The sequence below is a fragment of the Burkholderia sp. BCC0322 genome, from assembly GCF_902833045.1.
In the GTDB taxonomy this organism is placed as follows: Bacteria; Pseudomonadota; Gammaproteobacteria; order Burkholderiales; family Burkholderiaceae; genus Burkholderia.
The window spans coordinates 954,162-977,681 of the sequence record NZ_CADFDU010000001.1; the positions used below are offsets into that span (position 1 = coordinate 954,162).

The window sequence follows — 23,520 nt, forward strand, 5'->3', positions numbered from 1 at the left end:
AGAACACATGAAGCGCCTTGGGATTCTTCCGCGTTGGGAGACTGAAGCTCAACTCCTTTCTCAGGTTGAAGGGAATTGGGAGCAATTGCGGAAAAACGTATGGGAGCCACGTCGGAAAGACTTGGAGGCATATGCGTTTGGTGAAAACCCATTTACAGATGTATCTGGCGTGTCTCCGGCGAAGCATCTATCTCTGGGTGTCAGCAATTCATTGGTCTGTGCTCAACAGGAGCAGGCTGAAGCTGCAAAGCTTATGTTTTCTCCTGGTAATGATTTTGGATGGGATGAATATTTGGCGAAGAATTGGGCTTATGAGTATTGGCGAACACGAATTGATCAGTATAAACAAATCAATTCTACGCGCGCCGACTATCTGACGTCACTGAATCGCGCCGTCGAAACCCTGTCGACTTGCCTATGCGCGGGATGGATCGATCAGGCACGAATGCTGGCGGAAGAAATAAAAACTCTATACGAGCGAAGGCGGTTCTTTGATGCTGACCATTATCCGCTTTATCATTGGTTGCTGCGAGTCTGCTTCGATCACTGGAACATCCAATTTGACGCATGGGGCCGCCCTGATGAAGAGAAGCCGCAAGCATTGAGCCAGCCCGTATTGAATGAATTGTTTGAGCATTGGCGTGATACCGATCTAACACCGATGCAGGATCACATCATCTGGTTATGTGATTACTATACGCACCGGACGCGCAGGAAAGAGTGGTACGAGTTCAGTAACAGCCATCTTCTTACGCGTTTTCCAGCACTGATACTGGCATGGCAACGGCTCCGGGAAGTTCGAGGGCTGGAGAGCGAGCCGATTGATCACCCGCTGATGAAACCCACCTACGCGCGACTCCGGCCCGCGACGCCGCTTTATACGGATTCGGTGTTGGAGGTCGCGTTGGAGCGGCTTCGTCGCGAGGAAATGCCAGATTTGGGTAGTGCGCGTCCGTCATCTCCATCCGTTGGTCGTGAGAAACGTGGCCTGATCGCCAGACTGTTTGGACGAATCTGAATTCAGGTATCTTTATCCATGAAGGCATAGCAATGAACCATGCGATGACGACGTTTGCGAGTTGGGGGCCGGTTGCCGTAATGATGTCGGCTCTATTCTTTTGCCTGTTCCTTTATCCATATGTTCGAATTTTGCGCCGAACAGGACATTCGGGCTGGTGGGTGATTGTGCTGTTGATTCCTGGTGTGAATCTCGCTTCGATTTGGATTTTTGCGTTTGCGGAATGGCCCGCGTTCAACCGAAAGTAACGCGTTGATAAGCGCACGACATCGCTATCGGTCACGATCAAGTTTCTAAAAAATACATGAAAACTATTCGCCGGGGAAATTCCGCAGCCGCAACGCTGCTGTTTGTCGCGACCAGCTTGTCTGCGCAAGAAGCGCCGCGCGCTATTCTTCCGGGCAATGACCAGCAGACGCGTCAGCAAGAAGAAGCGCGCGAGCGTGAACGAAGAGTTTCCGCGCCGGGCGTACGCTCGGGCGTGACGGCACGCCCTGGGCATCCAATGCTTCCGTCGGAAGCCCCCTGCTTTCGCATCGACCGGTTTGTGCTCGACGCACCGAGTACATTGCCCGATGCGGTAAAGGCACAAGGTGCGTCGGCCCTCCCAATGGATCGTTTCACGTTCGCGCGCGAATGGCTTGACCACTACGCGGGGCAGTGCGTCGGCAAGCAGGGGCTCGACTTGCTCGTCAAAGGCCTATCGCAAGTGATTCTGGCGCGTGGCTACGTCACGACGCGCGTACTGGTGCCCGAGCAGGATCTGGCCTCCGGTACGTTGAAACTCGCGCTAATCCCCGGCGTGATCCGCCATGTGCGCTTCGCCGATGAAAAACTGCGCGGTACGTGGAAAACTGCCTTCCCGACTCGCGATGGCGAACTGCTGAACCTGCGCGACCTCGAACAAGGCCTCGAGCAGATGAAACGCGTATCGAGCCAGGACGTCTCGATGCAAATCGTTCCCGGCGATCTGCCTGGCGAAAGCGATGTCGTGCTCGATGTGAAGCGCGGCAAGCCGTGGACGGTCGTCGCGTCGATCGACAATTCCGGCACGCGCGCCACCGGCAGGTTGCAAGGCAATCTGTCGGTCGGCATCGACAACCCGCTCGGCCTGAACGACGTATTCAACATCGGCGTCAGCCAGGATCTCGAACTCGGCGACAAGCGCCTTGGTTCGCATGGCTGGAACGGCTTCTATTCGATCCCGTGGGGCTACTGGACGGCCACGCTGTCCGCCTACACGAATACGTACTACCAGCAGATCGCCGGCGTGAACCAGACGTTCGTCGCGAGCGGCAATTCGAAGACGGTCGATTTGAAGCTGGCCCGTGTGCTGGCACGCAGCCAGAACGACGTGTTCGGTGGATATTTCCGGTTGTCGCGCCGTTTCGGGCAGAGCTTTATCGAAGACACCGAGATTTCGCAGCAGCGCCGCAATAACACGATGATCGAACTCGGCCTGACCGATCGCCACTACTTCGGCGGCGCGCAGTTCGATGGCTCACTTGCATATCGTCAAGGCGTCGGCGGGTTCGGCGCGCAGGATGATGTGCTGGCGGCAGGCGATGGCCAGACCTATCGCTTCAAGATGGCGGTACTCGACGCGAACCTGTCGGTGCCGTTCGCGATCGCACAGCAGCCGTTCCGGTACGTCACGACATTTCACGGCCAGTACACGGGTAACACGCTGCACTACATCGACGATCTGACAATCGGTAGCCGCTACACGGTGCGCGGCTTCGACGGCGAAACGATGCTCGCCGCAGCACGCGGCTTCTACTGGCGCAACGAGCTACAGGCACCGATCGGGCAAACGGGGCAAGCAGTTTATGTGGGACTAGATTATGGCCGCGTATGGGGTCCGCAGCCGATCGCACTCGTCGGGACGCAACTGGCCGGTGCGGTGATCGGCGTGAAGGGCAGCGTCGGCACGCGTTTCGGCGCCTACGCGTACGACCTCTTTGCGGGTACGCCTGTCTACAAGCCGTCCGGGTTTCCGACGGCGCGTGTCACGGTCGGATTCCAGGTGACGGCGCAGTTTTGAGTTGATGAGGTCCGCCTGGATCCTACGGTAGCTTTTCCCGGCGCTTCCTGGCGTGGCGTCGAGCGGTAGGCAGAAATCGATCACGAGGATCATCGATTTTATTAGTTGTATTTATCAAATGAGAGAGTGAAAGATGAAAAACAATATTTTTCTGGCGATCCTGGCAGGTTCTACCATCTTGTTGTCGGCATGCGGTGGTGGCGGTGACGGCGGCGGGAGCAACGCGACGAGTAGCGACAGCGCGGCGGGAACCCCTTCGCCGACCGCGCCGGACCCTCAGCCTGTCACGTTCAAGTGTCCGGACGGCTACAAGTCGATCCAGCTCACCAAGAGTGCCGTTGCGAATGCGACGATGACGCTGGTCACCGACGACGGCATCGCGACGTTGACCTTCAAGACCCCGCCGGATGGCGTGGTTCGCGACGGATTGATTTGCCTGGGCAAACCGGATCCGGTGCCGGCAGGCGTGAACGCGGACTTTGTCTACGAGATCAAGTCCTACGGTGGGTTCGACAACATGTACGACCGTACGCTGACCCTGAACTTCACCTCGAACATCATTCCCAATCCGAGCCCGGCGGTCATCGAAATGGCCGACCTCTCGGGCGGGACCGTCACGTACAAGCCAACCATCATGGGATCGATCATTTCGACCCCGCCGAACTTCAGCCTGGCGGCGGCTGCAAACTTCACCGGCCTGTACGTTGTGCGTCTGAAGCATTAACGCTCGGCGACGCGAGCCGGGGCCGCGAAACCGCCGGGGATGTGTCGATTCGCGGCGGCGATCGCGGCGCGGCCAGCCAGACAGCGTGCGAACCGGATCGGGACTTTGTGGGCCACGTTCCGTTCCACCGGAATGCGCGGCGCCGTATTGCACGCGGCTGGCCAGCACGATACGCGAGCTGGCCGACCGGGTCGCAACCACTCGGCCGTGCGTGCACGGCTGGTGCCGTTCTGTCGAACCGACTACACTGCGCAGTCAACGCACACCGCAAGGATTCCTCCATGGGAGCCGGCCCGTCCACGGATCGCTAAGCCGCAACGACCTTCGTCAACCGGTCGTTGCGGCGATCTCCCGTTGTCTCTCGCTGACCAGGCAGATCGCCGCCAGATTCCCTTTTCTGAGCGGATGCCTTGTCATGCCTGAACAATCCACGCCCGTCTGGGCCTATTCGTTGCCGTCGGCGCTGCTGCTGATGGCGCCTTTCGATCTCCTCGCTTCGCTGGCGATGGACGCGTACCTGCCGGTGATCCCCGAGATGCCGTCCGCGCTGGGCACGTCGCCGGCCGTCGTCCAGTTGACGCTGAGCGTCTACATGGTCGTCCTCGGGCTGGGCCAGATGATCTTCGGTCCGTTGTCGGACCGCGTCGGCAGACGGCCGGTGGTGCTGGGCGGCGCGCTGTGTTTCGCGGCGGCTTCCCTGGCGCTTGCGATCGCCACCGGCGGCGGCCTGTTCGTCGCGCTACGGGTGCTGCAGGCGCTGGGCGCGTCGGCCGCCCTCGTCGCCACGTTCGCGACCGTTCGCGATGTCTACGCCGATCGCCCCGAAGGCCGCCTCATCTACAGCCGGTTCGGCGCGATGCTGGCGTGCGTGCCCGCGCTGGGGCCGCTGCTGGGCGCGGCCATCGCGACAGCCTGCGGATGGCGCGCGATCTTCGCGACGCTCGGCCTGCTGGGTCTGCTCGCGTGCGGTCGCGCGTGGCCACGCTGGCACGAAACGCGGCCACGGACGGCGAACCGGCAGGGGCCGTCCGTCGCATCGATTCTCGGCAGCCGGCCGTTTCGGGTTCATACGCTCGCGTTTGCCGCCGCGATGGCGGCGTTCTTCGTGTTCTTCTCCACCGCGCCGCGCGTGCTGGTCGGCGGTGCTGGCTATTCCCGCGAGGCGTTCAGCGTGGCCTTCGCGACCGTCGCGATCGTGATGGTCGTCGTGTCGCGCTTCGCGGGGACGTTCGTGTCGCGGTGGGGCGAGGCAGGCTGCGTTGCGCGAGGGGCGCTCACGATGATGACGGGTGCGATCGTGCTGGCCGTCGGTACGGTCCTGGCGAAGCCGTCGTTCGTGACGTTCGTGATGCCGATGTGGCTGGTTGCGGTCGGTATCGTGCTGATGTCGTCGGTGTCCGCGAACGGGGCGCTGCGCGATTTCGGCGATGCTGCAGGCAAGGCGGTTGCGCTCTACTACGCGGTGCAGGGCGTGATCGTCACCGGCGTGGGCACGCTCGCGACACTGGTCTTCGACGGGGCTACCCCGTGGCCGTTGGTGGCCTGCTGCTTCGGCATGGGCGTCGCGAGCTTCGTCGCGATCAGGGGGCTGGCGCGGGCGACTGGTCGCATGGGCGACAGGCGCGACAGCAGTGTTTCGTTCGACTGAGCACGCGTGCGGCGACGCGTGGCGGTTGCGGGCCGGGCGGCGCGCCGGTGAAGTCGCGGTTGCGTGCGGCCGGCGTCGTCAACCGGCCACCGCGCGCTCGTAGAGCGAAGCGATGTAACCGCTGGGCAGCGGGCGAAGCCCGACACGTTCAAAGCCGAATGCCTCGTAATACGCACACAGCTTTGCGTTGCGCGGATCGCAATCGAGCCGCAGAAACGTGCGCTGCTGCGCGCGTACCTGATCCGCGCACCAGTCGATCACGTGGCGGCCGAGCCCGCGGCCGTGGAAGCCGTCACGTACCGAGAGTCGGTGCAGATAACCGGCGACGGGCGCCTGCGGCCCCCAGTACGCCTCGTCTTCCCACCTCAGCACGAACGTCGCGGCCGCGATGCCGTCCTGCTCGACGATGTGAAGGCTGCCGGCGTCGAGCATCGGCCGAACGTCCCGTTCGGTTCGCGCGCGGTGTCCCCATGCCGGGTCGTCGTGCGCGGTCTTGAACGCAACGGCATCGGTCAGGATGCGTGCGGCAATCGCCGCATCATCGATCGTAGCCGGCCGTACCGTGGTGACGCTCATCGTTCGTCTGTCGCACCGTTCTGAAGGGAGCGCGCATTGTGCGCCGGAACCGGCGAAACGTCGATGCGGGAACGCTAACGCTAACGCAGACGAGGGCGGGGCAGCCGGCCCCGCCTTTTGCCGCCGCGTCAGGCCGGCGCGCGCTGCCCGAACGCCTGCCTGATCCGCGCGAACAGCCCGTGTTGCGCGATCCATTCGGCATACGCGCGATAGTCGGGATCGCGCATCAGGTGGCGCTCTTCCGTCTTCGCCCGGGTGTAGTAGATCAGGTTGACCGCGACGAGCCCCGCGCAATGCATGAGCCCGACCTGCCAGCCGAGCGGCTCGACGAACGGCACGGACACCATCCAGTACGACAGGTTCTTCGTGATGTACGCCGGATGCTTCGTGAAGCGGTAAGGGCCCGACGTGATGATCCCGCGGTTGGTGAGGTTCGAGAAACGCAGCCCGAACGAGATCGTGCACAGCGCGTAGGTCAGCAGCAGCAGGATGATCACGGTGCCCCAGATCACGCGCAGCGTCGGAGCCGACATCAGCCAGTTGTCCCAGAACATCGAGCCTTCGTAGCGGATGTAGTTGTTCGAGAACAGCGACCAGAACGGCTGGTAGCACATCAGCGCGGCCACCCAGCCGAGTGTCGTCGGCTCGACGGTGCGCACGTGGCTGTCGAGGATGCGGAACGTGCACAGGTAGCCGACGGTGCCGAACATCAGGTCCATCGTGAACGACAGGTCATACATGAACACGAAGGCCGCGATCGTCATCGGCGCGTGCATCGCGTTCGTGAGGGACGCGGTCAGGTGATCGGCGTCCTTCGACAGGTAGACGGTCATCAGCGGCAGGAAGAACGCCTTCACGCCCCAGCCGGCCAGCATCTCGCGCACCGGCTTCCAGCTCGCGGGCTGCTCGCGGCGGAACAGGAAGCGGCCCCACAGCAGGTAGGCGTCGTTGGTCTCGCGCTGGTGGCGGTCCATCCACGCGAAGTAGAACGGCGCGGCGACGATCACGTACGGTGCGAGCGAGCGCAGCAGCGACCAGAACGGCAGGTAGAACGCGCCATGGTATTCGGGCAGCAGCCAGTAGATCGCGCCGATGCCCGCATAGATCGACGTCAGCGCGCCGAGCCGCGTCGCGACGCGCGCGATGCCGAGCGGCCGGACCGCCTGCCGCGACAGGCCCGCGCTCGGGCGCAGGTAGACGCGCGAGATGAAGATTTCGTGCAGCGCGATCGTGCCGATGATCGCGAGGCTGGCGATGACCGCGCGCGTGGCTGCGTCGAGGGTCGGCTGGCCGCGCGTGATCCACAGCGCGAAGAGCCCGGCGGCAATGCCGAGCAGGCCGGCGCGCAGGGGCGTGGCGGAACGGGGTAGGCGGTCCTGGACCGCGGCGATGCCGTCAAGCGTGGAATTCATGATCGGGTCCTCGTACGTTTGAGGGCCGGCGCCCCCGCTTGGCGGGTGACGCCGGCCGTCGGCCGGGCTTGGTAGGGATGCGCGCCCGGCCATTGGCCTGTGGTTCTGATAGGTAAAGCGTTACTTCTTGTTGCCGCCGCCCAGCAGACCGCCGAGGAGGTTCGTCACCGGCGAGAGCAGGTTGCCGGCGCCGCCCGCGGCACCGCCGTTCGAGCTACCGGTCAGGCCACCCACCACGGTGCCGCCGCCAGCCGGCGTCGTGACCGAGCCGGCCGCACCGCCGGGGCTGGCCGTGCCGGTGGCGCCCGCGGCGCCGGCCGGCGTCGTCAGCGCACCCGTCACCGTGCCGACCGGGCCGCTCGACAGCAGGCCGCCGAGCGTGCCCGTCACGTTGCCGCCGGGCGTCGTGACCGTGCCGGTGAGGCTGGCGCCAAGCGGTGTCAGCGCGTTGACGAGGTTGGTGACCGGCGCCAGCAGGCCGCCGATACCCGCGCCACCGGTGCCGCTGGTGCCGCCGGTGCCACTCGTTCCGCCGGTACCGCTCGTGCCGCTCGAACCGAGGCCGCCGAGCGCACCGGTCAGCGAGCCGAGCAGGCCCGTGACCGGTCCGAGCGGGCCGCCGCTGCTGGTGCCGCTGGTGCCGCTGGTTCCGCCCGAACCGCTCGAGCTGCCGCCGCCCAGGCCGCCCGTCAGCGAGCCGAGCAGGCCCGTGATCGGGGCGAGCGGGTTGCCGCCGCCCGTGCCGCTGCTGGAACTGCCCGCGTTGTTGTCGTGGACGAGACCGCCGGTGGACGTCACGGTGTTGCCGAGCTGCGCCACGACGCCGCCGAGACCGGCGCCGACCGGGTTGTCGGTTGCGCCGCCGACCTTCGTGCCGGCGCTTGCGAGGCCGTTGCCGAGCGCGCTCAGCAGGCCGTTGAGCGGTGTGCCGAGCAGCGTCACGCCGCCGAGCGTCTGCGTGGCGCCCGGCGTCGAGACACCGCCGGTCAGCGTGTTCGTGATCGGGTTGATCACCTTGCCGACCTGCGTCTCGAGCTGCTGGACCGGCGAGCTGTTCAGCGCCGTGTTGAGGCCCGACGCGGTCGAATTGACGGCGCCGCCGACGGTGTTCACGAGATCGCCGACGAGCGTCGTGACCGGCGACAGCGGCGACAGCGGGCCGGAGCCGAGGCTCTTCACCGCGTTGCCGAGGTTGTTGACCGCGCCGCCGGCGCCGGTCAGCAGGCCGGTGGTCGACGTCAGCGTCGGTCCGAGCGGGTTGGCCGACACGCCGATCGAGCCGAGGCCGGCCGCGACGCCATTGCCGAGCGCCTGCACGCCGTTGCCGAGGCTGGTGACCGCGTTGCCGACGCTGGTGGCCGTCGTCGGGTTCGTGCCGGGGATCTGCACGCCGCCGATCTGGCCGCCGCCGTTCGCGACCGTCGTGCCGACTGCCGTCACGAGGTTGCCGGATTTCTGGAGGACATTGCCGAGGGGGGTGACGCCGGTGCCCGACGTACCGGAAGTGCCTGAAGTGCCCGAAGTGCCCGAAGTGCCCGAAGTGCCCGAAGTGCCCGAAGTGCCGGAGGTGCCCGACGTACCCGACGTACCGGAGGTGCCCGACGTACCCGACGTACCGGAAGTACCCGACGTACCGGAAGTACCCGAGGTACCGGAAGTGCCCGAGGTACCGGAAGTGCCCGAGGTACCGGAAGTGCCCGACGTACCGGAAGTGCCCGAGGTACCGGAGGTGCCCGAGGTACCGGAGGTGCCCGAGGTACCGGAGGTGCCTGAGGTACCGGAAGTACCCGACGTACCGGAGGTGCCCGAGGTACCGGAAGTGCCCGAGGTACCGGAAGTGCCCGACGTACCGGAAGTGCCCGAGGTACCGGAGGTGCCCGAGGTACCGGAAGTGCCCGACGTACCGGAAGTGCCCGAGGTACCGGAGGTGCCCGACGTACCGGAAGTACCCGACGTACCGGAGGTGCCCGAGGTACCGGAAGTACCCGACGTACCGGAAGTACCCGACGTACCGGAAGTACCCGACGTACCGGAAGTACCCGACGTACCGGAAGTGCCCGAGGTACCGGAAGTACCCGAGGTACCGGAAGTGCCCGAGGTACCGGAGGTGCCCGAGGTACCGGAAGTGCCCGAGGTACCGGAGGTGCCCGAGGTACCGGAAGTACCCGAGGTACCGGAAGTGCCCGAGGTACCGGAAGTGCCCGAGGTACCGGAAGTGCCCGAGGTACCGGAAGTGCCCGAGGTACCAGAAGTACCCGACGTACCGGAGGTGCCCGAGGTACCGGAAGTGCCCGAGGTACCGGAAGTGCCCGAGGTACCGGAAGTGCCCGAGGTACCGGAAGTGCCCGAGGTACCAGAAGTACCCGACGTACCAGAAGTAGTCCCCGACGTACCGGAAGATCCCGAGGTGCCCGAAGAACCGGATGTACCGGAAGAACCCGACGTCCCCGAAGTCCCCGAGCTGCCGCCCGTCCCTGACGTGCTCGGCTTGATCGTCGGCGGCGTCGTCGGTCCATCGACCGAGCCGCAACCATAGAGTGCGAGCAGCGACGAGACGGCCATCGTTACCGTCGTCTTCTTGAAGAGTTTGTGCATGTTGGCCTCGACATTGGAAGTGTGTCCAAGCCTCCTCTGCAAATTCCGCGCCACGACATCTTTCCCGAAACGGCGTCGCGCTTTATTGCAGAAATCGGGAATAACGGTGCGATTTAAACGGAGTTGCGGCAGTTTCGCGCGACGGGCACGCAGGGTGCGCCGGTGCGGCGGTTGCGATGTTCCCGCAAGCCGCCGTAACGCGCGGCGCGATGTTACGTAGCGTTCGATATCGCGCGACGCGGCGGCCGCGAACTGAGGGCCGCATCTTTGACGAAACGCGCCGGCCCGATGAACATGACGCGACTCCCCGGCTGCCGACGCCGCCGCAGCCGCCACGACCCACAGAGGACACGGACATGAGCGAACAGGACAGGGAATACGGCAAGGCGCGACGCATCGACGTGATGGGCGAGGCGTTCGTCGAGCGCGCGATGCGCGACCTCGACGGTTTTTCGCGCCCGCTGCAGGACTGGCTGAACGAGCACGCATGGGGCAGCACGTGGCAGCGGGGCGGGATCGACCTGAAGACGCGCAGCCTGTGCACGTGCGCGATGCTGGCGGCGCTTGGCCGCAGCACGGAACTGAAGGGTCACATTCGCGGCGCGCTCAACAACGGCGCGAGCCTCGTCGAAATCCGCGAGGTGTTGCTGCACAGCGCGCTGTACGCGGGCGCACCGGCTGCGGTCGAGGCGTTCCGCAGCGCACGGGAAGTGATATCGGATCTCGGGCTGCGGGTGCCCGACGACGAAGCCTGAATCCGCGCCGGCGCCGGCGGCACGGCGCGGATTCAGGCCTGGTGACGCGGTCGCGGCTTATGCGATGCGTGCCGCCGGCGCGGCACCCTCGGCCGGCGGGGCGGCGACTTCGAGCAGCCAGTCGGCCGTTGCTTCCGGCATCGTGACCGGCAGCATGTGCCCGCCCTCGACGACCTTCAGCCGCACCCGCGCCGATTTTTTCGCGAGCGCTTCGCCGTGCTCGCGCCAGTTCAGGATCGGATCGGCACGGCCGTACAGCACGTCGACCGGCAGCGCGAGGTCCGGGTAGCGGCGCTCCATCGCGGGCAGGTCGAGCGGGGCCGACAGCAGGTCGGTCGCGGTCGCGTAGAACACGTGCGGGCGCATCCCGAGCAGTCCACCGCCCTTGACCGGAAAGTCGCGCGGCACGTCTTCCGGCGCGAACACCTGGCGCACCGCCTTGCGGCCGGTCAGGATCGTCAGCGGAATCGCGAAGGTCCACGACACGAAGCGGCGCAGCAGCGGCGAGGGCAGCATCAGCGGCTTGAACGGCGCCGGCGGCTCGCTTTGCTCGTGCGACAGCGGCGCGATCAGCGCGAGCCGGCTCACGCGGTCCGCATGATTGAGGCCGACCGCAAGCGCGATCGCGCCGCCGAGCGAATGGCCGACGAGCACCGGCTTGTCGAGCTGCAACGCATCGATGAACGCGGCGACCGTGCGGGCCTGCGCGAACACGTTCGCCTGCGAGCCCGCGCCGCGGAGCGAGCGGCCGGCGCCAGGCCGGTCGATGAGGATCACGCGATGGTGCTGCGCGAGCCGCGCGAGCGGCAGGTACGCGAAATTGCGCAGCTGCCCCGCGAGCCCGTGGACGAACACGAGCGGCGGGCCGTTGCCGTATTCGACGTAGTGGATGCGGTCGCCGCCGATATCGACGAAGCGGCCTTCGGGCGGAAACGCGCGCGTCACGCGGCGGCCCACGTAACCGGTAAACAGCGCGAGCGCGGCGAGCACCGCGACGACGCCGAGCAGCACGTTCTGGATCAGATGGAGCGTAGGGGTCATGTCGGCCTCAACGGGTTTCGAGTGCGGGTTCGGCAACCGGCGTCGTGGCGGCCGGGCCGGCTTTCGCGCGGCGTTCGAACTGCATCGCCGAATCGGCGAGTCCGCTGAACTTCAGCGATGCGAGATCGAGCACGTAGTTCTGGTGGAACTTCCAGGGCTTGCCGTGCCCCTGCTTCGGCAGGATGCCGGCCGCGCGCTGGATGTAGCCCGAGCTCAGGTTGACGGCCGGCACGTTGCCGAGATCGCCGGGGCCGAGCCGCGGCACGCATGTGTCGTAACCGTTCGCGCGCATGTGGTTGAGCAGCCGGCACACGTAGCGCGCGATCAGCTCGGCCTTCAGCGTCCACGACGCATTCGTGTAGCCGAACGATGACGCAAGGTTCGGCACGTCGCTGTACATCATCCCCTTGTACGACACGGTATCCGGCAGGTTGACCGCGCGACCGTCGACGGTGACGCGCGCGCCGCCGAGCATCTTCACCTTCAGCCCGGTCGCGGTGACGATCACATCCGCGTCGAGCTGCTGGCCGCTTTTCAGCTTGAGGCCGGTCGGCGTGAAGCGCTCGATCTCGTCGGTGACGATCGATGCGCGGCCCGCGCGGATCGACTTGAACAGGTCGCCGTTCGGCACGAGGCACACGCGCTGGTCCCACGGCATGTAGCGCGGCGTCAGGTGCTTCGCGACGTCGAAGCCGGGCCCGACCTGCTTGCTGGCCGCGCGGATGATGAACTGCTTCGTCCGGTCGGGTTTGCGGCGCGACACGTTGTACAGGTACATCGTCAGCAGCACGTTCTTCACGCGCACGAGCCGGTGGGCGAGCCGCGACGGCAGTACGCGGCGCAGCGCGTTCGCGATCTTGTCGCGGGCGGGCAGCGACAAGATGTAGGTCGGCGAGCGCTGCAGCATCGTCACGTGCTGCGCATCGGCCGCCATCGACGGCACGAGCGTGACGGCCGTCGCGCCGCTGCCGATCACCACCACGCGCCGGTTCGCGTACGACAGGTCCTTCGGCCAGTGTTGCGGATGCACGAGCGTGCCCTCGAACGTGTCCATGCCGGCCCAGTCGGGCAGGTAGCCGGCGTCGTAGTCGTAGTACCCGCTGCACATGAACAGGAAGCGGCAGGTGTACACGAGCGTGTCGGTCGCGCCGTTCCGCGTGCGCTCGATGCGTACCGTCCAGCGCGCGCGGTTCGAGTCCCAGTCGGCCGCGACCACTTTCTGGCCGTAGCGGATCGTCTTGTCGATGCCGTACGCGCGTGCGGTGTCGCGGATGTAGTCGAGGATCGTCTGGCCGTCCGAGATCGCCTTGTCGCTGTGCCACGGGCGGAAGCTGTAGCCGAGCGTGAACATGTCGGAATCCGAACGGACGCCCGGATAGCGGAACAGGTCCCAGGTGCCGCCGATCGCGTCGCGCGCCTCGACGATGGCCACGCTGGCATACGGGCAGCGCTGCTTCAGGTGATAGGCCGCGCCGATGCCGGACAGGCCGGCGCCGACGATCAGCACGTCGAGGTCGTTACTGTCGCCGCGGGCATCGGGGGCGGGCGGCGCGTCGCGCCGGTCGGTCGTCGTCGAGGTCATGCGGGATCCTTGGTCGGCGTGGTCGGGAGCGCGGCCGGGGCGTGCGCGCGTTCAAGGTTGCGGGCGCGGGCGCGGCGGACGTGGCGCAGCATCAGCCACTGGTAACCGGCGCCGAGCAGGCGCGCGATCCGGTCGAGCCGGCGCGCGTCGGCGCCGACGAGTACGCGGCGCGCATTGCGCTCGACACCCGCGAGGATCTGCCGCGCGGCATCGTCGGCCGTCGTCGCGTTGATCAGGCGGTTCGCCTGGCGGCGATGGGTCGCTTCGTCCTGGCCCGTGAGCGCGTGGATGCTGGTATCGACGCGGCCCGCATCGACGATGTTCGTCGCGACGCCGCCCGGATGCACGCAGGTCGCGCTCACCGGCGCGCCGTCGAGTTCGAGCTCCATCCGCAGCGCCTCGGTGAAGCCGCGCACCGCGAACTTGGTCGCGTTGTACGCGCTTTGGGTGGGCATCGCGACGAGGCCGAACAGGCTCGACGTGTTGACGACGTGTCCGTCGCCCGACGCGCGCAGGTGCGGCAGGAACGCCTGGGTGCCGTGCACGACGCCCCAGAAGTTGATGCCGACGATCCATTCGAGATCGGCGATGCGCGCGGTCTCGGCGCTGGCGGCCAGCGACACGCCCGCGTTGTTGAAGACCAGGTTGACCTTGCCGTGCTCGGCGCGCACGAAATCGGCCCACGCGAACACCGCATCGCGGTCGGACACGTCGAGCCGCCGCGTGCTCACGCGCACGCCGTGCCGCGCGCAGGCGGCCGCCGTGCCGGCGAGGCCGGTTTCGTTGACGTCGGCGAGCGCAACCTCGCAGCCGCGCCGCGCGAGCTCGACCGCGAGGCTGCGGCCCATGCCCGAACCGGCGCCCGTGATCGCGGCGACCTTGCCGGAAAACCCGTTCATCCGTTGCTCCTCCCGTTCCGCTTGCCCTGCGCCGATGGCGCGTCTAATGTGGTGTTGTTCGTCACCACTTTAGTTTTCGGGTGTCCTGATGTCAAATAGCGGAATGGAGAAAGCACTCGAAACAAAGAAAAGGGGCCGGTCGTATGGCGGCGTGGCGCCCGAGGTGCGGGCCGCGGAGCGGCGCGACGCACTGATCCGCGCGGCGACGCGCGTGTTCGGCACGGTCGGGTTCCGCAAGGCGACCGTGCGGTCGATTTGCCAGGAAGCGAAGCTGAACGATCGCTATTTTTATGCGGCGTTCGACAGCACCGAGGATTTGCTGCGCTGCACCTACCTGCATCACGCGCAGCAGTTGCACGACGCGGTCGCGCGGGCGGTGGCCGAGCGCGGCGGCGATCTGCGCGAGAGCGTCGATGCGGGGCTCGCCGCGTTCTTCGCGTTCCTGCGCGACCCGTGCGCGGCGCGCGTGCTGCTGCTCGAGGTGATGGGCGTGAGCGCGGACACCGACATGACCTACCAGCGCATGCTGATCGACTTCGGCAAGCTGATCATGGCGATCGGCGCGCCGCGCGAAGCGGCGACGCCCGCTGAGCGCACCGAGCAACGGCTGGTCGGGCTCGCGCTCGTCGGCGCGATGACGAACGTCGGCGCGGCGTGGCTGCTCACCGAGTATCGCGATCCCGAGGCGCAGATGGTCGCGAGTTGCAGGAGGGTGCTGCTGGGGACGCTGCGGGAGATCGGCTGACCGGAAGAGATTACCGGTTGAAAATGAAGCATTGGCTGCACGGCGCCCCGAATGCCGTGTCGATTTCTTGCTCGATTTAATCGCCTGTTGCGTAAATAAAAATCCGGAGATTTTGGGTAAAAAATAAAGTTCAATAAGCTGCCGTTTTTTCTCGATTTCGATTGCGTGTGGCGGTGGGTTGATCGATACAAGGTGGCGAAACAAAAAAAGCGGCGCAATGCGAAATTGGGTTCGCATTGCGCCGATCGTGGCGCGAAAATCCTCGCGCCCCAGGCACGCTTGGTCGCAAACCCGTATAGCCGCTCCGGGCCCGGCAGTCGTCATCCTGGTACCACTCGGTCGTCGAGCCGCCGGTTGCATGCACGCGGATGCGTATCGCGCTTCCGACCAGCCGGCACGTTGCGGATAGGTTGTCGCCCGTCTGGATGAACGTGCCCGTGTTCCCGTTCCGGCCGCCGTGGCAGCGCTCGGTGACCTTGTTGCCGTTGGCCGTCTAGACGCGGACCAAAGGCGTGGTTCCCCATGAAATCACGGCGGCTTGCATTTCAGACTCCTGGATTGAATAAAGCCGGGAATTGAAGCGTTTAGGTAAACGCAAATCAGCGTATTGCTGGAAACAAGATTAGTAGAAAATCAGGAAAGGCAAAGCCTGATTTTCTATAAAAATAAAGGGCGTATTCATTCTGAATCAGAAAGCCCGGAGCAAGGAAATTGGAGGTGAGTTAAAGCGCATCGATCGCCGGCGGTCGTGCAGGTTGACGCCGGCAATCCGGCATCTACCGCGCGTGGGCTTCACTCATGTCGAGCGCACCGGCGCTGCCGCCATCTCCCCGATCCTCGCCTTCATCGCATCGACGAACGCCCGCACCTTCGGCGAAGGCAGCCGCGTCGACGGATACACCGCGTGAATCCCGGCCGGCGCGGAGCGCCACGCGGGCAGCAGCCGCACGAGCCGGCCGGCCGCGACGTCGTCGGCGGTCGAGAAATCCGTCAGCAGCCCGAAGCCGCCGCCCGCGAGCACGATCGCGCGGCACGCGGTGGCGGTGTTCGACACGACTTGCGCGGCACAGCGCACGGAAGCGGCGCCGCCGTTCGTGTTTTCGAGTTCGACCGTATGCGGGCGCGGCAGCGTCGACAGCATCACGAACGGCAGCGCGGCGAGCGCATCCGGATCGTGCGGCCGCCCGTGGCGCGCGACGAACGCGGGGCTCGCGACCAGCCATTTCTCGTACGTGCCGAGTTGCACCGCCCGATAGTTCGAATCGGCGAGGCGGCCGATGCGGATCGCGACGTCGAGGTTGTCCGCGACGAGATCGACCACGCGGTCGTTCGCGACGAGTTCGACGTCGAGCCCCGGATGGCGGTCGCGCAAGGCGACGACGGCAGGCGCGACAACCAGCGCGCCGTAGTCGACCGGCACGCTCACGCGCAGCGTGCCGCGCAGCGGCCCCGCGTCGGACGACACCGCGTCGAGCGCGCTTTCGGCGGCACGCACGATGTCGCGGCATGCGTCGTAGAACGTCCGCCCCGCGTCGGTCACGCTCAGCCGCCGCGTCGTGCGCACCAGCAGGTTCGCGCCCACCTCGGATTCGAGGCGCTGCATGTGCGTGCTGACGACCGTCTTCGCCAGGCCGAGCCGCTCGGCAGCGGCGGTCAGCGAGCCGGCGTCGACCACCGCGACGAAGATCGCCAGCCGGTTCAGGTTCACGTCGCGCAGATCGGCCATCGTCGATTGTCCTATGAAAGAGGATAATGTTTCCACGATTATCCGTCTTCTGGTGATGAACGGCGAGCGCTACGCTGCAGGTGTTCGTCGCCGATCCCCGGCGGCGCGAGATTCCGGAGTGCTTCCATGTCTGCTGCCCGCCAGCTCGCCTCGCCGATTCGCGTCTATTCGTTCCTGCTGTCCGGGCACGCCCATCGCGTCCGGTTGTTCCTGTCGCTGCTCGGCCTGCCGTCCGAGACCGTCGACGTCGATCTCGCGGCCGGCGCGCAGCGCGAACCGGCGTTCCTCGCGGTCAATCCGCTCGGGCAGGTGCCCGTGATCGACGATGGCGGCACGGTGATCGCCGATTCGAATGCGATTCTCGTCTACCTCGCGAAGCGCTATGGCGACGCGCACTGGTTGCCTGACGACCCGGTCGGCGCGGCAGTCGTGCAGCGCTGGCTGTCGTATGCGGCCGGGCCGATCGCATCGGGGCCGGCCGCCGCGCGGCTCGTGACCGTGTTCGGCGCGAAGCTCGACCATGAGGCCGCCAAGCGCACGGCCGCGAAGGTGCTCGACGTGATCGACCGCGAGCTGGCCGGCAAGCCGTTCGCGGCCGGCGCGCAGCCGACGATCGCCGATATCGCCGCGTATTCGTATATCGCGCACGCGCCGGAGGGCGGCGTGACGCTCGAGCCGTATCCGCACGTGCGTGCGTGGCTGGCGCGCATCGAGGCGCTGCCGGGCTTCGTCGCCATGCCGACGACGCGCGTGGGCCTGCTCGCCGCGTAACGCCCACCCAAGCCGGGCCTGAACAGGGAGAACGTGATGAACACCCCGACCGCCGTCGTACCGGGCTGGGAACTCGATGCCGCGCCGTTTCACGCGGGCGAGCTCGCCGTGCAGCAGCGCGCGGGCGTGACGGAGGCCGCGGGTTCGGCGGGCCGGCGCGGGATCCGGCGCTTCATGCCGGATCAGCACCGGACGTTTTTCGCGCAACTGCCGTTCTTCGTGCTCGGCGGCGTCGACGCGAACGGTCAGCCGTGGGCGACGCTGCGGGCCGGCGCGCCGGGGTTCGTGTCGTCGCCCGACGCGCGCACGCTGCGCATCGCGGCGCGCGCGCTGCCGGGCGATCCGCTGGCCGGCGCGTGGCAGCCGGGCGCGCCGCTGGGCGGGCTCGGCATCGAATTCGATACGCGGCGGCGCAATCGCGTCAACGGCGTCGTGCGCGCGGTCGACGGCGATGCGTTGACGATCGCGGTCGAGCAGAGCTTCGGCAACTGCGCGAAGTACATCCAGGGCCGCAAGCCGGCGTTCGTCGCACGGGAAGTCGATACGTCCACCGGGCCCCGCGTGTCGGACGCGCTGAACGATGCGGATCGCGCGCTGCTGGCGCAGGCCGATACGTTTTTCGTCGCGAGCGCGAACACGTCGGCGGACGCGGGCGCCGCGCGCGGCGCGGACGTGTCGCATCGCGGCGGGATGCCGGGCTTCGTGCGCGTCGACGATGCGCGCACGCTGACGACGCCGGATTTCAGCGGCAACCGCTTCTTCAACACGCTCGGCAACCTGCAGCACGATCCGCGTGCCGGGCTGCTGTTCGTCGATTTCGACAACGGCGACCTGCTGTATGTGGCCGCGCATGCCGAGATCGTGTGGGATGGGCCGCTCGTTGCGTCGTTCGACGGCGCGCAGCGGGTCGTGCGGTTCCATGTGCGGGAAGTGCGGCGCATGCGCGCTGTGCTGCCGTTCCGGTGGTCGGCGGTCGAGCGTGCGCCGCAGTTCGCCGCGATGGCGGCGGGCGCAGGGGCAGGGGCAGTGCCGGTGCCGTCGACATCCGCACCTGAATCGGCATCGGCATCGGCGTGGCGGCCGCTGCGCATCGCGAAGATCGTCGACGAAGCGCGTGCGATCCGTTCGTTCCATTTCGAAGCGGCGGACGGCGGCGCGTTGCCTGCCTACGAAGCCGGGCAGCACCTGACGCTGCGCGTCGCGCTGCCGGGCGGCGATGCGCCGGCGATTCGCAGCTACACGCTCTCCGATGCACCGGGCGCTGCGCATTACCGGATCACGGTGAAGCGTGAAGGGCGCGTATCGGCGTGGCTGCACGATCACGCGCAGGCGGGCATGACGCTCGACGCGCAGATGCCGCGCGGCCGCTTCTCGTTCGATCTCGCGAGCCCGCGCCCGGCCGTGCTCGTGTCGGCCGGTATCGGCAACACGCCGATGATCGCGATGCTGCGCCGTGCGCTGGCCGACGATCAACCGTCGCGCCGCGTGGTGTTCGTACACGGCGCGCGCGAGCCGGAAGATCGACCGTTCGCCGAGGCGCTGGCACGCGTCGCGGCCGCCGATGGACGATTGTCGCTCCACTGGTTCGACAGTCATCCTCACGAAGGCTCGGCGGCACATGCCGGCCGGATCGACATCGCTCGACTGAAGCGGATCCTTTCGTTCGATGATTACGACTTCTACCTCTGCGGACCGTCGGCGTTCATGCGCGACTTGTACGACGGACTGCGCGCGCTGAACGTGCCCGACGAACGCATCCGCTTCGAGGCATTCGGGCCGTCGAGCGTGGCGCGCAGCGCGACCCGCACGCCTGCAACGCCCGCGGTGGCTAGCGTGCCGGTCGTATTCCGGCGCACGGGCCGCGAGGCCGCGTGGACGCCCGCCGACGGCACCTTGCTCGAATTCGCGGAGGGGCAGCGCGTGGACGTGCCGTCCGAATGCCGATCCGGGTCGTGCGGCACATGCGCGACGCGCGTGCTGTCCGGGGCGGTCGACTACGAGCAGGCGTCCGATGCGCCGGTTGAACCCGGTTGCGCGCTGCTGTGCATCGCGCGGCCCGCACAAGGGACAGACCCGCTCGTGCTCGACCGCTGACGCACCCTGCGACATGCCGCCGCAGACGGCCTGCTGCGCGAAAAGCGCGCGCAACTGCTTCTTTTTTCGGATGCCGGTCGGATCGACGATAGCGTCAACCGATAGATGAAAGGAGCGCAATCATGAAACTGCTCGGCATGATCCGACTGGTCCTGTGGAGTTTCTTCGGCGTACGCAACAGCAAGGCGCACGCGACGGATCTCGCGAACGCGAACTTCACCCTGCTGCCGTTCGTGGCGATCCTCCTCGCGCTGCTCGTTGGCGCGGTCATCTACGGCGTCGTGCACCTGGTCGTCGATCCGACGGTGACGATGCAGGGGTTCTGAGCGACCGGCCGCCGAACCGCGAGCGGGCCAACGCACCCGCTCCGAATGGCGGCCGCATGACCGGCGCGCCACTGCGCCGGTTTTCGAGGCTGCCGCGCACGACGCCAGTCACGCGCACGTCGGCGCCGTCGTCGTGCCGCACGAATCGCGCTTTCGCGATTTCCGCCTTCGCCGCCCCCCGTTTCGCCCGATTCCGGGGCGGCCAGCCCCGCCCGGGGTAAAATGCGCGCCGCGCCGCGATGTCGCGCGCGACGGGCACGCCGCCGTTCCATCGAATGGTGCGCGCAAGCGCGTCGCACCCGCACCGAGGCGTTCGAAGCGTCCCTCCGCATGGCAAGGCCGCGCGATGCAGCCGGCCGCCCGACACCCCCCGACGAACCCGTCGACGGCTGCGTCGGTGCCCGGTGCGTCACCCGAATCCGATGTCCCATCCTGCGTCGTCCCGACCGAGCGGCCCGCTTGCGCGCCGTATCGTCCGGTTCGTCTGATGAATATCGAGCCGACGCATGCGTCCGGCTGAAGGGCGGGGGCCGGTCGCGGGCGCGCTTCGCAGCTTTGTAACGGGTTTCGACAGGTCGAGTGGCGAGTTTTCCATCCAGAACAATGACGGTGAATAGAACAACAGCGTCGCCCGCACGGCGGCGGCGCGCGAAGATCGGGCTTGGCGTCGGTCTCGGCATCACGCTTTTCGCGGCCCAGGCCGCCGCGGCGCAGGGCGATGCGCCGGCGCCGGACGCCGAGGCAGCCGGCAGCGCGACGCTGCCGACGATCACGGTGAGCGGCGAGCGCGGCAATACGCTGCGCGCACGCAACGCGTCGGTCGCGGGGCTCGACGATACACCGCTGCGCGACACGCCGGCGTCGGTGAGCGTCGTCACGCGCGCGCAGCTCGACGACCAGCAGGCGAAGCGGTTGAGCGACGTCGTGCGCAACGACGCGTCGGTCGTCAACAACTATGCGCCGGTCGGTTATTTCGAAGGTTTTGCGATCCGCGGCTTTCCGGTCGACCTCGCGAGCGCGATCCGGATCGACGGGCTGACGGTATCGGCCGAGCAGAACGTGCCGCTCGAGAACAAGGAGCGCGTCGAGATCCTCAAGGGGCTCGCCGGCATCGACAGCGGCGTCGTCGCGCCGGGTGGCGTGATCAACTTCGTGACGAAGCGCTCGGCTAATGTCGCGAGCGTGACGGGGGGCGTCGACAGCCGCGGCTCGACGTCGGCGGCCGTCGATCTCGGCCGCCGCTTCGGCCCCGACAACCAGTTCGGCTTCCGGATCAATGCCGCGAAGGAGAACTTGCACTCGTACATCGACGGCACGAACGGGCGGCGCACGTTCGGCTCGATTGCCGCCGACTGGGACATCAGCCCGCGTGCGAGCCTGCAGCTCAACGCCGAATTCCAGCAGTGGATCCAGCGTTCCGGGCCCGGCTACCAGCTGCTCGGCGGCACCGTCGTGCCGTCGGTCAAGACGACATCGAAGGCGCTCGGCACGCAGCCGTGGGCGAAACCGGTGACGACCGACGCGCTGAACCTGAACGCGCGCTTCGACTACCAGTTCAACGACGACTGGAAAGCCTACATCGCCGCCGGCCGCAGCCGCACGATGATCGACGACAACAGCGCGTTCCCGTACGGCTGCTCGTATGCGGCGAGCTGCACGGCCGGCGCGACGTCGCCGTTCTTCTTCGGCGCGAACGGCGACTACGACGTGTACGACTTCCGCAGCCCCGGCGAATATCGTCGCAACGACGACCTGCGTGCGGTCACGACGGGCAAGTTCGCGACGGGCCCGCTGCGACACGAGCTGACACTCGGCGTGAGCGTGCAGCGCCGCGTCGTGAGCATGGCCGACGCCGTGTACGACTACGTGGGCAGCGAGAACATCTACGGGCCCGACACGACGTTTTCACCGTCGCCGAATTCGCCCGGCCCGTCGTATCCGCGCCTCGATGCGTGGCAGTACGGCGTGTTCGGGCTCGACCGCATCAGCCTCGGCGAACACTGGCAGGTGCTCGCGGGCGGCAAGGAAGTGCTGCTGCGCCAGCGCAGCTGGAGCAGCCTCGACGGCGACGCGACGCATACCGACCGCTCGGTGTTCCTGCCGCAGGTCGCGCTCGTCTACAAGCCGGTGAACGTGCTGTCGCTGTACGCGTCGTACAGCAAGGCGCTGTCGCTCGGCGACCAGGCGCCGGTGCGCGCGACCAACGCGTATGCGTTCCTGCCGCCCGTCGAATCGCACCAGTTCGAAGTCGGCGCGAAATACGACTGGCTCGACCGGCTGAGCCTCACGGCCGCCGTGTTTTCGATCAGCAAGCCGTTCCAGTTCGCCGACCCGGACGCATCGGGCACGACCTACACGTTCGTGCAGCGCGGCACGCAGCGGCACCAGGGGATCGAGCTGGGCGCGGCCGGGCGCGTGACCGAGCGCCTCGCGCTGACGGCCAGCGTCGCGGCGATTCGCGCGCGTGCATACGATTCCGGGTCGCCGGCGTACGAAGGACACCAGATCATCAACGTACCGGCGCTGCGCGCGTCGCTGTATGCGGACTACGCGGTGCCGGGCGTCGCGGGGCTGAACGTGCTGGGCGGCGTCGAGTACAGCGCGGCCCGCAACGCGAACGAGGAGGGCACCGCGCGTGTGCCGTCGTGGTTCGTGTTCAATCTCGGCGCGCGCTATACGACGAAGATCGGCGGCCATCGCACGGTGTTGCGCGTGTCGGTGGACAACCTGTTCAACAAGTTCTACTGGCGCGACGCGGGCGAGCAGCAGGGCGATGCGTACCTGTTCCCGGGTGCGCCTCGCACTGCGCGCGTGTCGTTGACCTATGATTTCTGAGTGTCCGGAACCGGCCGCGTGACACGCGGCCCCGGCAGCTAACCTGGAGAGCACAGACGATGTCCCCACTCGAAATCGCCGGCGTGATCGTCAGCGCGCTCGCGATCTGGCTGACCGCGAAGCGGCGCATGCTGTGCTGGCCGGTCGGGCTCGTGTCGGTCGCGCTGTACGGCTGGATCTTCTTCGACGCGAAGCTGTATTCGGACATGCTGCTGCAGGGCGCGTTCGCGGTGCTGCAGGTGTACGGCTGGCAACGCTGGCTCGCGCAGCGTGCAAGCGAGGCCGACGGCAATGCGGCGCCGGCCGGCGACGTGGCGCCCGTCACGGGCGTGCGGCCGATGCAGATGCTGCCCGACCTGATCGCGGCCGTCGTCGGCAGCGCGCTGCTCGGCGGCATGATGGCGCGCTGGACCGATGCGGCGCTGCCGTTCGTCGACGCATCGCTGACCGCGTTCAGCCTCGTCGCGCAATACTGGACCGCGCGGCGCTACATTGCGTCGTGGGGGCTGTGGATCGTCGTGAACGTCGTGTACGTCGGGATGTTCGTGTTCAAGGAACTGTATCTGACGGCCGGACTCTATGCGCTGTTCATCGGGCTGGCCGTCGTCGGCTGGCGCGACTGGAGCCGCACGGCCGCGGCGCTGCGCGCGGCGGCCGGCGGTGCGCTGGCAACAGGCGGCGGCGCGCGCTGATCCACGCGCCGATTCGGATTCAACCACGGAGCAACGT

Annotated in this window: 19 protein-coding genes; 12 read left to right on the forward strand and 7 right to left on the reverse strand. The window is 66.9% G+C overall.

Translation table 11 applies throughout. The features are described from left to right. The first annotated feature begins 7 nt into the window (after nt 1–7). The 4 genes from HWX39_RS04450 to cml all read left to right on the forward strand — a co-directional run bounded on the left by HWX39_RS04450 (nt 8) and on the right by cml (nt 5,434). Nucleotides 8–1,018 carry a hypothetical protein gene (locus tag HWX39_RS04450; protein ID WP_175952274.1) on the forward strand — a complete coding sequence of 337 codons (1,011 nt, stop codon included), beginning with the start codon at nt 8–10 and terminating at the stop codon, nt 1,016–1,018. A gap of 304 nt (nt 1,019–1,322) precedes the next feature. Continuing rightward, nucleotides 1,323–3,062: a ShlB/FhaC/HecB family hemolysin secretion/activation protein gene (locus tag HWX39_RS04455; protein WP_175965737.1), complete on the forward strand. Its 1,740-nt coding sequence runs from the start codon at nt 1,323–1,325 to the stop codon at nt 3,060–3,062. A 133-nt stretch (nt 3,063–3,195) separates the two neighbouring features. Further along, entirely contained in the window at nt 3,196–3,786 is a 591-nt protein-coding gene (locus tag HWX39_RS04460) for a hypothetical protein (RefSeq protein WP_175965738.1), read from the forward strand. 415 nt (nt 3,787–4,201) lie between these two features. Next, a complete protein-coding gene (gene cml, locus HWX39_RS04465; protein ID WP_175965739.1) occupies nt 4,202–5,434 on the forward strand; it encodes a CmlA/FloR family chloramphenicol efflux MFS transporter in 1,233 nt (410 codons plus the stop codon). Between the two features lie 78 nt (nt 5,435–5,512). On the opposite strand, the gene HWX39_RS04470 is transcribed toward cml, so the two are convergent. The 3 genes from HWX39_RS04470 to HWX39_RS04480 all read right to left on the reverse strand — a co-directional run bounded on the left by HWX39_RS04470 (nt 5,513) and on the right by HWX39_RS04480 (nt 8,862). After that, nucleotides 5,513–6,010, reverse strand: coding sequence for a GNAT family N-acetyltransferase (locus HWX39_RS04470; protein ID WP_175965740.1), 498 nt, complete (start codon nt 6,008–6,010; stop codon nt 5,513–5,515). A gap of 128 nt (nt 6,011–6,138) precedes the next feature. Next, nucleotides 6,139–7,422 (reverse strand): isoprenylcysteine carboxylmethyltransferase family protein, encoded by a 1,284-nt coding sequence (locus HWX39_RS04475; RefSeq protein ID WP_175965741.1) that lies wholly within the window; start codon nt 7,420–7,422, stop codon nt 6,139–6,141. 120 nt (nt 7,423–7,542) lie between these two features. Beyond that, entirely contained in the window at nt 7,543–8,862 is a 1,320-nt protein-coding gene (locus tag HWX39_RS04480) for a collagen-like triple helix repeat-containing protein (protein ID WP_347879564.1), read from the reverse strand. Nucleotides 8,863–8,908: 46 nt separating this feature from the next. Between HWX39_RS04480 and HWX39_RS36755 the strand changes: the two genes are divergently transcribed. Next, nucleotides 8,909–9,958, forward strand: coding sequence for a highly repetitive protein (locus HWX39_RS36755; protein ID WP_347879565.1), 1,050 nt, complete (start codon nt 8,909–8,911; stop codon nt 9,956–9,958). 415 nt (nt 9,959–10,373) lie between these two features. Then, a complete protein-coding gene (locus HWX39_RS04485; protein ID WP_175965743.1) occupies nt 10,374–10,772 on the forward strand; it encodes a carboxymuconolactone decarboxylase family protein in 399 nt (132 codons plus the stop codon). A 57-nt stretch (nt 10,773–10,829) separates the two neighbouring features. On the opposite strand, the gene HWX39_RS04490 is transcribed toward HWX39_RS04485, so the two are convergent. From HWX39_RS04490 to HWX39_RS04500, 3 genes are read right to left on the reverse strand one after another with little or no spacing between them, the layout of a single operon-like run. Then, nucleotides 10,830–11,813, reverse strand: a complete 984-nt coding sequence (locus HWX39_RS04490; RefSeq protein ID WP_175965744.1) for an alpha/beta fold hydrolase — start codon at nt 11,811–11,813, stop codon at nt 10,830–10,832. Between the two features lie 7 nt (nt 11,814–11,820). Beyond that, nucleotides 11,821–13,395, reverse strand: coding sequence for an NAD(P)/FAD-dependent oxidoreductase (locus HWX39_RS04495; RefSeq protein ID WP_175965745.1), 1,575 nt, complete (start codon nt 13,393–13,395; stop codon nt 11,821–11,823). Beyond that, nucleotides 13,392–14,294 (reverse strand): SDR family NAD(P)-dependent oxidoreductase, encoded by a 903-nt coding sequence (locus HWX39_RS04500; RefSeq protein ID WP_175965746.1) that lies wholly within the window; start codon nt 14,292–14,294, stop codon nt 13,392–13,394. The genes HWX39_RS04495 and HWX39_RS04500 overlap by 4 nt, the downstream gene beginning before the upstream one ends. Before the next feature lie 103 nt (nt 14,295–14,397). Here HWX39_RS04500 and HWX39_RS04505 point away from each other — a divergent pair, with 103 nt between their 5' ends. Next, nucleotides 14,398–15,039 carry a TetR/AcrR family transcriptional regulator gene (locus HWX39_RS04505; protein WP_244134901.1) on the forward strand — a complete coding sequence of 214 codons (642 nt, stop codon included), beginning with the start codon at nt 14,398–14,400 and terminating at the stop codon, nt 15,037–15,039. A 796-nt stretch (nt 15,040–15,835) separates the two neighbouring features. On the opposite strand, the gene HWX39_RS04510 is transcribed toward HWX39_RS04505, so the two are convergent. Then, nucleotides 15,836–16,765, reverse strand: a complete 930-nt coding sequence (locus HWX39_RS04510; protein WP_175965748.1) for a LysR family transcriptional regulator — start codon at nt 16,763–16,765, stop codon at nt 15,836–15,838. A gap of 126 nt (nt 16,766–16,891) precedes the next feature. Here HWX39_RS04510 and HWX39_RS04515 point away from each other — a divergent pair, with 126 nt between their 5' ends. The 5 genes from HWX39_RS04515 (at nt 16,892) to pnuC (ending at nt 23,483) form a co-directional block, all read left to right on the forward strand. Then, complete coding sequence (locus tag HWX39_RS04515) at nt 16,892–17,536, forward strand: glutathione S-transferase (protein WP_175965749.1); 645 nt, start codon at nt 16,892–16,894, stop codon at nt 17,534–17,536. A 36-nt stretch (nt 17,537–17,572) separates the two neighbouring features. After that, complete coding sequence (locus HWX39_RS04520; RefSeq protein WP_175965750.1) at nt 17,573–19,630, forward strand: pyridoxamine 5'-phosphate oxidase family protein; 2,058 nt, start codon at nt 17,573–17,575, stop codon at nt 19,628–19,630. A gap of 122 nt (nt 19,631–19,752) precedes the next feature. Next, on the forward strand, nt 19,753–19,956 hold the full coding sequence (locus HWX39_RS04525; protein WP_175952258.1) for a DUF2970 domain-containing protein: 204 nt from the start codon (nt 19,753–19,755) through the stop codon (nt 19,954–19,956). Between the two features lie 603 nt (nt 19,957–20,559). Next, on the forward strand, nt 20,560–22,791 hold the full coding sequence (locus HWX39_RS04530) for a TonB-dependent siderophore receptor (RefSeq protein ID WP_175965751.1): 2,232 nt from the start codon (nt 20,560–20,562) through the stop codon (nt 22,789–22,791). 59 nt (nt 22,792–22,850) lie between these two features. Then, on the forward strand, nt 22,851–23,483 hold the full coding sequence (gene pnuC / locus HWX39_RS04535; RefSeq protein WP_021157393.1) for a nicotinamide riboside transporter PnuC: 633 nt from the start codon (nt 22,851–22,853) through the stop codon (nt 23,481–23,483). The last annotated feature ends 37 nt before the right edge of the window (nt 23,484–23,520 follow it).